Genomic DNA, 12701 nt, shown 5'->3' with positions numbered 1-12701 from the left:
GACCAGCCGATTCCCTCCTTTCGCCACGCGAGCACAAGGGACGCCCCTCATGACCGACTCCACGAAGACCCGCGCCTCCGGCACCGAGACAGCCGAGGCCGACCTGTTGAGCTGGGACTTCATCCAGGACCCGTACCTGACCTACCAGGAGATGCGCGCCGGGACGGGACCTCGGCGGCTCGTCATCAAGACCCTGAGCACAGGCCTGCGTTCGTGGCTGGTCACCGAATACGCCGATGTGCGCCGGCTGCTGGCCGATCCCAGACTCTCGAAGGCGGCCGGGGCCGCCGCACCGGTCATCGCCAGGCACAGCACCGAGGACGTCTCGGGCGCGTCGATCACGTCGGAGAGCATGCTGTTCAGCGATCCGCCGCAACACTCGCGGCTGCGCCGGATGTTCAGCAGGGCGTTCACGATGCGCAGGACACTGGATCTGCGGCCGCGCATCGAGGAACTCACCGACGAGCTGCTTGACTCGATCCCGAGGGGAGCCGAGATCGACCTGGTGGAGTCGGTGGCGATGGCCATCCCCATCGCGGTGATCGGCGAGCTGCTCGGCGTACCCCGCGCCGCCCACCAGGATCTCCGCCGGTGGAACCGCGCGCTGACCAGCGTCGACTCCGAGCCGTCGGAGAAGTATCAGGCCTATATGGCGTCGCTTGAGTACTTCCGGACCCTGGTCGCCCAGAAAACGAGCAGCCAGGACGGTGCGGACGACCTGATCAACGCGCTGATCGACCCGGCCAACGAGGAGCGGTTCGAAGAGTCCGAGCTGCTGTCCACCATCTTCCTGATGATGAACGCGGGGTACGAGACCACCGCGAACTTGATCAGCAGCTCGGTGTACGCTCTGCTGAAGCACCCCGAACAGCTGGAGCTGTTGCGCGGAGATGCCACTCTCATACCGAACGCAGTGGAAGAATTCCTGCGCTACGAAAGCCCGTTGAACCTCTCCACACTGCGCTACACCACCGAACCGGTCGAGGTCGGCGATACGGTCATCCCCGCCGGCGAGGTGGTGTTTCTGGCGCTGTCCTCGGCGAATCGCGACCCGGAGCGGTTCGCGGAGCCTGACCGGCTGGACATACGCCGTAACGCCGCTACGCACCTGGCCTTCGGCCACGGTATCCATCACTGTGTCGGCGCGCCGCTGGCACGCCTGGAGGGCGAAATCGTGCTGGCCCGGCTGCTGGACAGGTTCCCGCGCTGGGAGGCGGCCGAGCCACTGGAACAGCTCACCTGGCGCTACACCCTGCAGTTCCGCGGTCTGGAGCGGCTGCCGGTCAGGTTGCACGCATGACCCATGCACACCGTCAACAACGAGAGCGGAGCGGACCCATGTCAGCAGAAGTCATCGACCGGTTCTTCGAGAGCTCGGGGGCCGGCGACATCGAGACCGCCGTCGCGTGCTTCGCCGACGACGGGCAGTGGATCACGCCCGACGGGGACGGAATCGGGACGGTCCACACCAAGGATCAGATCGGTGATCTGATCACCAGCATGAACGCGATGCGCGAAAAGATGATCGCGTCCGGGGTCGACGGCAAATTCGAGTCGCCGATCATGCTCGACGAGAACATGGGGCTGGTTCGGTGGACCGTGGAGACCGACGAAGGAAAGGTGGTCAACCGCGGTGTTGACCTCTTCATCCTGAGCGACGGAAAGATCACTCTCAAAGACGTCTACCGCAAGGTCTGAAACGCCCCGTCAAGAAAGGGAAGAAGCCGTGAACAACAGCTACGAGGAACTGGTCGAGACAACGATCAGCGCCACCACTGACATCGAGGACTTCCAGAACATCCAGGTCGGCCAGGGCGGTACCTACGAGCACGCCCTGTTCACCAAGTCCGGTGAAAAGGTAGCCACCACCTCGGGCGGCTACAAGATCCTCTACCAGCGAGAATCCGATCAGCAGTTCATGGCCTATCTGACCAACGAAGTCGTCTTCGAGGACGGGTCGGGAACGATCCGGGTCGCCGGCTGGATCGATCTCGGGTCACTCCTGTCGGGTAATTGGGCCTACTACCCGAGCGTGGGCACCAGCGGCCGGTATCTCGGCCAAACAGGTTTCATGGCCTGGCGTCCTTACGATCTGGGCAAGGTGGAAGGAGCCGACGTGAAACTGATCATGTTTGCCGCTGCCGAGTGAAGAACCCCGCGGTGACATGAGGAGGTGAGGGTTCTCGAGTTCAAGATCCGGGGCACTGTGCCCCGAATGGGACATCTTTGTTCTCTGACGTGGAGGGTTGAGAATTGAGCCGGGTCGCAGGGAAAGTCGCGTTGGTCACAGGAGCCGCGCGTGGAATGGGACGTTCGCATGCGGTGCGACTTGCCCAAGAGGGGGCGGACATCGTCGCTGTCGACCTGTGCGCAGAACTCGAAACCACGCCGTATCCAGGAGCGAACAACCAGGATCTTGCGTCGACGACGCAACTGGTCGAAAAGCTGGGCCGGCGGGCCCTTGCGCGCCAGGCGGACATACGCAACTCCGAGCAGTTGCAGAGCGTCGTCGACGAGGCGATGGCCGAGTTCGGGCACATCGACGTCGTGTGCGCGAATGCCGGAATGTCAAGCTTCGGGTTCTCGTGGGAACTCACCGACGAAGCCTGGCAGGAGATCATCGACGTCAACCTGACGGGATCATGGAAAACCGTCAAAGCGGTGATTCCGCACATGATCGAACGAGGTGAGGGCGGCTCGCTGGTCTTCATCAGCTCGACAGCGGGGTTGATCGGCGTACCGACCATGGCGCACTACACCGCGTCCAAGCACGGCGTCGTCGGGTTGATGCGTGCCCTGGCGGCAGAGCTGGCACCGCACAACATACGCGTGAACTCGGTCAATCCGGGAAATGTCGACACGCCGATGGTCAACAACGCCCAGATGCGGCAGCTCTACCTGCCCGAAGTCCCTGATCCGACACCGGAGGCCGCAAACAACGTGATGAAAGAAATGAGTGCGCTGCCCGTCGGCTGGCTGGACTCGCAGGGGGTCAGCGACGCCGTGGTCTACCTGGCGTCGGAAGAGGCGCGTCACGTTACCGGGATCACCCTTCCCGTGGACGCCGGAATGATGCTTCCCAACAAGCTTCGATAGCGGCTGGTCACCGCTCACGGAACAAGACGTCGCTCATTGGCCAACCCCAATCCAGTTCGCGTCTCATGCGCGGACAAGCTCTAGGAGGATTCCCCATGATGGCAGAGAACACGCTCTCTCGAATGGTCGACCGACTCGACATCATCGAGCTGACGGCCAAATACGCCTATCGGCTGGACACGCGCCAGTTCGATGCGTTGATGGAGCTGTGGAGCGACGCCGGCCCGGTTTTCGACGAAGAGGACTTCGGGCTGGGCAAGTTCACGGGAAAGGACGAGATCCGGCATCACTTCGAGGCCGACATATACGGACAGATGGAGAATCTCTGTCACATGACGGTCAATCACGTGATCAACGAGATTCTCGAATCCCGGGCGTCCGGCAACTGCCATGTCTTCGCCCAGGGCGACGTGCGGGCCGGCGGGATCTCTCGGGCCACCGCGTACTACAAGGACGAATACGTCCGCGAGGACGGGGTCTGGAAGTTCTCCAGCCGCAAAGTGATCCCGTTGACCAGGCCCGAAGTCGGTACCTTCGCGTTTCCGGCTGGGCAGAGCCCGTTCGATCAGTAGGCTGGGCCACACCCCGAGGCGGCCGTCGCGCGTCGGACGGCCTGACTCTCCGTGGCGGTGCTGACCACGTGCCCGTGCATCGATTGCTTCAGATTCCCAGGCGCCGATCAGAAGTGTCGCCGGCCGCGTGGCCCGAGAAAGAAGGAACGTGTACGAATCAACCACGAGCGGCGGGTCCTGGATCAGGCCGCTGCGGAACGCAGCCCAGCGCAGCCAGGTGCACCTCGTCTGCTTTCCGTTCGCGGGCGGCTCCGCCGGATATTTCCACGCTCTGGCGAAATCTCTCGAACCGGATATCTCGGTGCTCGGAGTCCAGTACCCGGGCCGGCAGGACCGCCGCCACGAGCCTTTGATCGAGGACATCGGCAGGCTCGCCGATGAGATCTATGAGGCGTTGGCCCCCTGGGAAACGCAGCCACTCGCACTCTTCGGTCACAGTATGGGTTCCGTGGTCGCGTTCGAGGTGGCGCGTCGCTTCGAGCGGGAAAATCGACGTGCGCCGCTCGCCTTGTTCGCGTCCGGGCGCCGCGCCCCGTCATGTCCTCGCGATGAGGACGTGCACGCGGCCGACGACGCCAGTTTCATCGCCAACCTCCGGTCGCTGGGCGGAACCGATCCGGCTCTCCTCGACGATGACGAGATGCGGCGCATGATCCTTCCCGTGATCCGCGGCGATTACCGTGCCGTCGAGACGTATCGCGCGCCCACAGCACAGACGGTGTTGAACGTGCCGGTCATGGCCATAACGGGCGATCGCGATCCGAGCGTGACGCTTGCGGAGGCGAGTGCTTGGCGGGAACACACTGCGGAGTCCTTCGAGATGACGGTCCTGACCGGGGGCCATTTCTTCATACACGAGCACGTCGCCGAGATAGCCGACTGTGTGCGGCGCGTGCTCCTCGGCCTCCGCTCCGAAGGCACTCGACCGCCGCACGTGGACGCGGCATCCCAGAGTCGGGGTCAGTCATGAGGCATCACGGCGGAACACCAGGGTCCGTGCGGCGACGAACCGGAAGAGGGGGCGGCCATGGACGCCGGCCTTGAAGTGAGCTGCCCGATGTGCGGAGGCCTCATCGAGGCGGCGGACAAGGATGAGCTCATCCACCTGTCCCAGCTGCACACGCTCGACGCCCACCGCTACAACGTGCCCGCTGAACATGTGTTGGCCGCAATGACGGCCGGTGACATCGACCCCGACCAGCAACAGGACGTGCAATGAACTCTCCAGTGGCGGAATGTCCCACCGTGGACCTGAACATGCTTGACCCCGACTTCGTGCAGAACCCCTTTGAGACCATGGCCGCATGGCGTGGTCTGGGGCCGGTCGTCTATAACTCCCATCACCAGCAGTACATGATCACGTCGCATCACAACTGTGCGCGAGTGCTCGGTGACATCCGCCATTTCAACTCGGCGAACGTTCTCCCGGAGATGGAGAAGGCGTTCGGAGGACCGACTTTCCTCGGCACCGACGGCGCACGGCACCAGACGGTCCGCGGAATCTGGGAGCCAGGATTCGAGCGCAAGGCTGTCGAGGCCGACTGGGCAGCCCGAATACAGCAGGTTGTGGACGTATACGTGGATCAATTCGTGGAACGCCTTCGATCCGGTGAATCGCTCGACGCTCTCGCGGAGATGACGCGGATCATCCCCACCGTTGTCACCGCCCAACTGCTGGGCGCAGAAGAGGACGTGTACGAGGACTTCATCAAATGGAGTGACGCGACGGCGGCGGTTCTCGGCGCACGGCTCGACCCGACTCCGAGGGGCCAAGAGATTGTCGCCGAGGGCGCCGCGGCAGCGGTCTCTCTGAACTCGTACATCGGCGGCCTCATCGCAAAGCACCGTGCGCTGGGCGTGTCTGACGGATCGCTCATGGCCCAGATGGTGTTCGACGACTTCGCGCCGTCCATGCCCGATCGGGAAATACTGGCGAACGGGACGATGCTGACGGTCGCCGCGAACGAGAGCACGGCACAGGTGATGGCGATGATGCTGTATGCGCTGGGCCGCCATCCCGACCAGCGTCGCGCGCTGGTCGCCGACAGGTCGCTCGTTCCGGCCGCACTCGAAGAGGTCCACCGCTGGTCGACTCTCACCCAGTCGGTTCTCCGCTTTGCCTGTAGCGACGAGTCGCAGGTCGAGGGGTTCACGATCCCCGAGGGTTCCGCGGTCGTCGCTCTCCTGGGGTGCGCGAACCGCGATCCCGCCCGCTGGGACAACCCGCACTCCTTCGACATCTTCCGTCTCCGTAAAGCACATATCGGCTTTGGCTTCGGGCCGCACATCTGCCTCGGCATCCATATGGCCCGGATGGAGATGCGCATCTGGCTGAACCGGCTGCTGGACAGGTTGCCGGAGTACGAGATCGCGGGCGACATCGAATTCGGCCCCGACTTCACACTGCGGGGCCTTCGGGGAATCCCGATCAAAGCTGCGTGATTGGTCTTCCACGAGCGGTGACCGGTCTCCGCGGTCGGCGAGTGCACTCCTTCCCGTACACCCGGTCGCGGACCCGGCCGCGGCGAAGGCTCCCAGTCCATGAGCGTCATCGGCGGCTTGGCGGACAACGGGGCCCCTCGCCCGCGAGAAACACGTGACGGCACATCAACTACTGTGGCCCGTAGCCGTGTCGGAGACTCCGGCGTCAGGGCCCCATGCTGCTTCCGCGCGGTGTGGACGGCCTGTCCGTCCGTGTCGACCGATCACACCGTGGAGAAGAAGGGCATGACTGACCCAATGGATACGCAGCTGGAGCTGGTCTCGGATTTCTACGACGTGTTCACCCATATGTTCCTGCGTTTCTGGGGTGAGAACTTCCACTACGGCTACTGGCTTTCCGACGAGGACGACAGTTCCGTGGACGTCGCCACAGACCGGCTCACCGATCTGCTCATCGAGCAGCTCGGGCTGCGGCCCGGTCAGCGGATGCTCGATGTCGGCTGCGGCATCGGTACGCCCGCGCTCCGCCTGGCCGGTACGGTCGAGGCGGACATCACCGGCGTCACGATCAACTCGGGACAGGCGCAGAAGGCCAATGCCCGCGCCGCGGCGGCGGGTCTGTCCCACCGCGTCCGGTTCGATCACGCCGATGCGATGGCGCTGCCCTATCCGGACGCGTCGTTCGACGTGGCCTGGGCGTTCGAATCGCTGCTGCACATGGATCGTTCCCGCGCGCTGGCGGAGATGCGGCGCGTGCTGCGGCCCGGCGGCCGGCTGGTGATCGCGGACACGTGCCAACGGGCGCCGATCGGACCGGAGTACCAGGACATACTCGACGACGCGAAGGCGAAGTTCGCCATCGTCGAACTTCCCAGCATCGAGGACTACCGGGGCCTGATCACCGGCGCGGGCCTTGAGTTGGACGAGGTGCTGGACGTCAGTGAGCACACCAGGCGAACGCTGCGGATCATGGCCGATGGCGCGACCGAGCACCGCAGCGAGCTCGAGGAGCAGTTCGGTGACGCGGCCAAGCAGTTGATCGAGGTCCTGGTGCATCCGCTGTCCGCACTGCCGGAGTTCGGCTACCTGGTGGCCACGGCGCGCAAGACGCCGTAAGCGCGTTGCCGGCCCGGCGCGGGGACCGAGATGCCGCCATGGCAACGACTGGGCGGCGGGCCTGTTCACCGCGCACAACGGGCCGTCCGACGCCGACCCGTAGGAGAAGGGGCCGAGCGAGGCCGACGAGCGGGCGACGCTCGTCGGCGTGCATCGTCGGCCCGACCGCGCTTCGATCGTCGGCCGAAGCGGGGCCCCGGCCGTGGCGACCGGCGCGTTCGTCTTCTGTCCTCCATACAGAAGCCCCGGTATTCCCACTAGGGAGGCCCCGTACGGCTTCGAGGTGACGTGGCGTGACCTCCCCAGCACCCACGAGGACCGCTTGCCCGACGCTGAGCCCGCGGACCTGACCGTGACGACGCCCGGACCGTTGGGCGGCCTCGCCATCCCCCAAAGGGCTCTACGCGGTCGTCACGACGCTGCGGACAGGCACCGTCCACCTCGGCCTGGCCCTGCACGCCGCATCCCGCCACCAGGTCGGAGAGGGACAGGGCGTCACAGAGACCCCAGAGACCCCAGAGATGCCTCGTGACAACTAGGGGCTGGCTCACCGGGAAAACTAGGGGATGGCTCGCGGAGTCGCAGAGCCTACCGTGGGGCGCACGCAGCCTTTCGGAGGTTGATTCATGGCTCATGCCAACCAGGCGCCAGTCTTGACCCCTTACCCGCCCGCGCCGTCAGTCTTCCATCCCCCACAGCACAACGAGCCGCAACAGAATCGGCCGGGCACTCGGTTGCGGCTCGCTGAGGGCAAGACCGGTCGGCCGGCCACGCGCCACGAGGACATGCGCCAGGCGCCGACCGATCCGCCCGAGCACACCCGTCAGCGCCGCCCCACGGCCGGCGCATGCACCGGCCGTCGTGTGGAAGCGCTGCGGACGCGAGTGACCGATATGGACGCCGACCTGGTGGAGAACTTGTGACTAGCCTGCGCTTCGGTGCGTTCCTGCCCCCGATCCACCCGCTGGGAGAGAACCCGACGTGGTGGCTACGCCACGACCTGGACTTCATGGCGCACCTCGACCGGCTGGGCTTCGACGAGGCGTGGATCGGGGAACACCACTCGACCGGCCGGGACCTCATCGCCTCGCCCGAGATCTTCATCGCGGCGGCAGCCGAGCGCACCACCCGGATACGCCTCGGGACCGGCATGACCTCGCTCCCGTACCACCACCCGCTGTGGGTGGCCGACCGGATGGTGATGCTCGACCACCTCACGCAGGGCAGGGTGATGTTCGGGGTCGGTCCCGGCTCCCTGCCCTCCGACGTGGCCATGATCGGCATGACCCCCACCGAGAGCCGCGAGCTCCTTGAGACCCATCTCGACGTCATTCAGCGGCTGCTGGCCGGCGAGTCGGTCACCACGACGGTCGGAACCCACACGCTGGTCGACGCGACGCTGCAACTGCGCCCGTTCACCGAGCCGTGCTTCGAGATCGCGGTGGCCGCGACGGCGTCGCCGACCGGCGCGCGCCTGGCAGGCAGCCGCGGTGTGAGCCTGATCTCGCTCGGGGCGACGATGAGCCAGGACGGATTCGACGCCCTGGCGTACCACTGGGGGATCGCCACTGAGCGCGCCGCCCACGCGGGACGGCCCGAGCCCCACCGCTCGACCTGGCGGCTGGTCACAAACGTGCACGTCGCCGAGACCCGGGAACAGGCATACCGCGACGTCGAGTTCGGGCTTCAGGACTGGTTGCGACACCTGAACGACAATGCGGCCACACCCGGTCTCACACTGCCCGACGGCAGCACACGGGAGCTGATCGATTTCGTCAACGAATCGGGCCTGGGCGCGATCGGCACGGCCGAAGACGTCCGCCGCCAGATCCAGCGCATGGTCGACCAGTCCGGCGGGTTCGGCACCGTGCTGCTGCTGGCGCACGACTGGGCCGCGCCGGCGGCGAAGTGGCGCTCGTGGGAACTCGTCGCCCGTCAGGTCGCCCCGCACTTCCAGGGTTCGGGGACGACCCACGCCCAGTCGTCCCACAACGCCCGGGCCCGGATTGTCGCGCGGCGCGAGGAAGCGAGCATCGCTGCCGGCGCGGCGCTCGCGCACATGAACCGCAAGTACGCCGATGAGGTGGCCGGGGAGTCCTGACCGTGCCGTCGTGAGGCGCCCGTCCGCAGTGCACGAGCACGGCCAGGGCAGCTCCTGGTCCGGGGCTGCGGCACCGACGCGTCGCCACACGGCCTCGCTGACCGCGTCGCCACACCGCCTTGCGGGAAGCGGCGCCGATCGGCGCCCGGAAGCGAGGGCCCGCACCGGGTCGCCGGCCGTCACGGTGAGCAGCCGCGACACCGACGCGTCGGACGCGACCGGGCCGAACCGTTTCCGAGGCCCGCGCCGGAGGACGCCGGCCGGACGGTCACCGACCACGGCCGGCGACACCGCCAGATCAAGAAGAGACATCGCCGGGCCGTGGACCGCGGTCCCGCAGCGAGCACCGATGCCTGCATAAGGAGACGTTTCCGTCATGGCGACATGGTTCATCACCGGAGCCGCCCGAGGCCTGGGCGCTGAGACAGCCCGACACGCCCTGAAGGCCGGACACGATGTCGCCGTCGGCGCCCGGCATATCGACACGTTGCCCGACGACCTGCGGGACGCCGAGCGATGCCACCCGGTCACCCTGGACGTCACCGACCAGGCCCAGATCGACCGTGCCGTCGCCGAGGTCGTCGATCGGTTCGCCACGATCGACGTCCTGGTCAACAACGCGGGCCGGGTGCTGGTGGGTGCGCTGGAGGAGGTCACCGACGCCGAGGCCAGATCGCTGTTCGACGTCAACGTCTTCGGTTTGATCAACGTGACGCGAGCGGTCCTGCCGACGATGCGCGCGGCCGGCAAGGGCAAGATCGTGCACATCGGCTCCCGGGCGGGGTTCGAGGGCGAGCCCGGCGTAAGCCTGTACAGCGCATCGAAGTTCGCGGTCGCCGGCATCAGCGAGGCCCTCGCCGCCGAGCTGGGTCCGCTGGGAATCCAGAGCATGGTCGTCGAGCCCGGAGCGTTCCGCACCGACCTCTTCGACGCCAGCTCCCTGTCGGTCTCCGAGGCGCGGCTGGCGGCCTACGACGGCACCCCCGCCCACCTCGTGCGCGACGGAGTCGGCGCGGCTAACCACGCCCAGCCCGGGGACCCGGTCAAGGGCGCGGCGCTGATCGTCGAGGTGACCGACGGCGAGACGCTGCCTTCGCACCTGCTGGTGGGCAGCGACGCCTACGAGCGTTACCACGCCAAGAACGCGATGCTCGCGGAGCAGATCGCCCCGTGGCGCAGCAGAGCGCTCGCCACCGCGCACCGCGACTGAGCCTGACCGTTTCGCCCGCAGGGCCCTGCTCCGCAGCGCGGGTGGTTGCTGGCCGGGCGCGGCAGACCGTCGTCCCGGACCACCACAGGCCGCACGAAACCGACCTCGCCGCGCACGCCGGGCGAGCACCGACCGAACGGGTCTCCCGCTACGAGGAGAGGGCCGCGCCGCGCGGACCGGAGACCGGGCGGCCGGCCATCGACGAGGCGCTCGGGGCCGCCGACCCGGAGGCCGTGTTCGGACCCGATGTCGCCGGCTGGACCGAAGAGTCGGCACGTCCGCGCGGGACGCTCGGCGGAGCGGCCGGCGCCCGGCCGACACGGCGAGGCGGGCCGAAACGCTCCGGGCGCGGCCCAGCGGAGCCGGTGGCTCACCTCCTTGACTCCGCGGCCGCAACGGCCCGCCGGCGAACGGGAACGGCGGGGAACGGCGGGTGGCACCCGGCAGGGTGTGCCGCCGGCGAGGAGGACGAGGCCGACCCGGGCCTCCTGTCGTGGACCGGACCAGTGAAAGAAGGAAAGCCGTGCCGAACGCAGAGCTCAAGGAGATCCAGCAGGCCGTCGTGACCGGGGACCCGGGCGCGCTGGCCGGGCTGCGGGTGCCGGAGAGCTACCGCGGCGTGACCGTGCACGCCGAGGAGACCTCGATGTTCGAGGGCATCGACGGCGCGGACAAGGACCCGCGCAAGTCGCTGCACGTGGAGGAGGTCCCCACACCGGAGCTCGGGCCCGGTGAGGCGCTGATCGCGGTGATGGCGAGCGCGATCAACTACAACACGGTCTGGACCTCGATCTTCGAGCCCTTGCCGACCTTCACGTTCCTCCGGCGCTACGGAAAGTTGTCCCCGCTGTCGAAGCGGCACGACCTGCCCCATCACGTGATCGGCTCGGACGCCGCGGGCGTGGTGCTGCGGACCGGTCCCGGGGTGCACCGCTGGAAGCCGGGCGACGAGGTCGTGGCGCACTGCCTCAGCGTCGAGCTGGAGGGCCCCGAGGGCCACGACGACACGATGCTCGACCCAGAGCAGAGGATCTGGGGTTTCGAGACGAACTTCGGTGGCCTCGCTGAGATCTCGCTGGTGAAGGCGAACCAGCTGATGCCCAAACCCGCGCACCTGACCTGGGAGGAGGCGGCAAGCCCCGGGCTGGTCAACTCGACCGCGTACCGGCAGCTGGTGTCGCGCAACGGCGCGAACATGAAACAGGGCGACGTGGTCCTGATCTGGGGAGCCTCCGGCGGGCTCGGCTCGTACGCCACGCAATACGTGCTCAACGGCGGCGGCATCCCGGTGTGCGTCGTGTCCAGTCCGGAGAAGGCGGAGATCTGCCACCGCCTCGGAGCGGAGCTGGTCATCGACCGCAGAGCCGAGGGGTACCGGTTCTGGCGGGACGAGCACACCCAGGACCCGAAGGAGTGGCAGCGGTTCGGCGCCCGGATCAGGGAGCTGACCGGCGGCGACGACGCGGACATCGTGTTCGAGCATCCGGGCCGGGAGACGTTCGGCGCCTCGGTCTACGCGGCCCGCAAGGGCGGCACGATCGTGACCTGCGCGTCCACCTCGGGATATACGCACCAGTTCGACAACCGGTACCTGTGGATGAACCTCAAACGGATCGTCGGATCGCACTTCGCGAACTACCGGGAGTCGTGGGAAGCCAACCGGCTGATCGACAAGGGGCTCATCCACCCGACGCTGTCGAAGTCCTACGCGCTGGAGGACACCGGTCAGGCCACGCTGGACGTGCACCGCAACGCGCACCACGGCAAGGTCGGCGTACTGTGCCTCGCGCCGGAAGAAGGCCTCGGCGTGCGGGACAACGACAAACGTGCCCGGCACCTCGGCAGCATCAACGCATTCCGCCAGGCGCACCGGGATTCCAGCCAGTGACACGCGACGACCCGGCGCGTTCCCTGACCCAGGTGCGCGAGCCGAACCGGACGCCCGGCGGTCGCACATGGGCCCCGCCGAGCCGTCGCGCCGGACGGATGCGGACTCGCTGGGCACCGCGGAGGCAGGCATGGCCGTCGTCCCCTGCGAGAAGGCGCTCACCATCATGTCGGCTCCGGGCGCCGCCCGAGCCCCGGACCTGCTCGACCGCCAGTCCGTCGCCCCGCCGGCCCGACCCGTGCTGGGCCCCCAGTTGGCCATACACCTCACTTCACC

At 67.1% G+C, this 12701-nt stretch carries 12 protein-coding genes; all 12 read left to right on the top strand.

Annotated features, from left to right (window positions below):
* Nucleotides 1–49 precede the first annotated feature (49 nt).
* The 12 genes from LCE31_RS02130 to ccrA all read left to right on the top strand — a co-directional run bounded on the left by LCE31_RS02130 (nucleotide 50) and on the right by ccrA (nucleotide 12425).
* Nucleotides 50–1300, top strand: coding sequence for a cytochrome P450 family protein (locus LCE31_RS02130; RefSeq protein ID WP_225012204.1), 1251 nt, complete (start codon nucleotides 50–52; stop codon nucleotides 1298–1300).
* Nucleotides 1301–1338: 38 nt separating this feature from the next.
* A complete protein-coding gene (locus tag LCE31_RS02125) occupies nucleotides 1339–1698 on the top strand; it encodes a nuclear transport factor 2 family protein (RefSeq protein ID WP_225012203.1) in 360 nt (119 codons plus the stop codon).
* A 28-nt stretch (nucleotides 1699–1726) separates the two neighbouring features.
* A complete protein-coding gene (locus LCE31_RS02120) occupies nucleotides 1727–2149 on the top strand; it encodes an allene oxide cyclase barrel-like domain-containing protein (protein ID WP_225012202.1) in 423 nt (140 codons plus the stop codon).
* Nucleotides 2150–2253: 104 nt separating this feature from the next.
* Complete coding sequence (locus tag LCE31_RS02115; RefSeq protein WP_225012201.1) at nucleotides 2254–3096, top strand: mycofactocin-coupled SDR family oxidoreductase; 843 nt, start codon at nucleotides 2254–2256, stop codon at nucleotides 3094–3096.
* Between the two features lie 95 nt (nucleotides 3097–3191).
* Nucleotides 3192–3668 (top strand): nuclear transport factor 2 family protein, encoded by a 477-nt coding sequence (locus LCE31_RS02110; protein ID WP_225012200.1) that lies wholly within the window; start codon nucleotides 3192–3194, stop codon nucleotides 3666–3668.
* 148 nt (nucleotides 3669–3816) lie between these two features.
* Complete coding sequence (locus tag LCE31_RS02105) at nucleotides 3817–4638, top strand: thioesterase II family protein (protein ID WP_225012199.1); 822 nt, start codon at nucleotides 3817–3819, stop codon at nucleotides 4636–4638.
* A gap of 57 nt (nucleotides 4639–4695) precedes the next feature.
* Nucleotides 4696–4887, top strand: a complete 192-nt coding sequence (locus LCE31_RS02100) for a hypothetical protein (protein ID WP_225012198.1) — start codon at nucleotides 4696–4698, stop codon at nucleotides 4885–4887.
* Between the two features lie 26 nt (nucleotides 4888–4913).
* On the top strand, nucleotides 4914–6110 hold the full coding sequence (locus tag LCE31_RS02095; protein WP_225012197.1) for a cytochrome P450: 1197 nt from the start codon (nucleotides 4914–4916) through the stop codon (nucleotides 6108–6110).
* A 285-nt stretch (nucleotides 6111–6395) separates the two neighbouring features.
* Entirely contained in the window at nucleotides 6396–7226 is an 831-nt protein-coding gene (locus LCE31_RS02090) for an SAM-dependent methyltransferase (RefSeq protein ID WP_225012196.1), read from the top strand.
* 919 nt (nucleotides 7227–8145) lie between these two features.
* A complete protein-coding gene (locus LCE31_RS02085; RefSeq protein WP_225012195.1) occupies nucleotides 8146–9327 on the top strand; it encodes an LLM class flavin-dependent oxidoreductase in 1182 nt (393 codons plus the stop codon).
* 376 nt (nucleotides 9328–9703) lie between these two features.
* Nucleotides 9704–10537, top strand: coding sequence for an SDR family oxidoreductase (locus LCE31_RS02080; protein WP_225012194.1), 834 nt, complete (start codon nucleotides 9704–9706; stop codon nucleotides 10535–10537).
* A gap of 547 nt (nucleotides 10538–11084) precedes the next feature.
* Nucleotides 11085–12425 (top strand): crotonyl-CoA carboxylase/reductase, encoded by a 1341-nt coding sequence (gene ccrA, locus LCE31_RS02075; protein ID WP_225012206.1) that lies wholly within the window; start codon nucleotides 11085–11087, stop codon nucleotides 12423–12425.
* The last annotated feature ends 276 nt before the right edge of the window (nucleotides 12426–12701 follow it).

Source organism: Streptomyces sp. 8L (assembly GCF_020176795.1).
Classification (GTDB): domain Bacteria; phylum Actinomycetota; class Actinomycetes; order Streptomycetales; family Streptomycetaceae; genus Streptomyces.
This window is presented reverse-complemented; position numbering and strand designations above follow the sequence as displayed.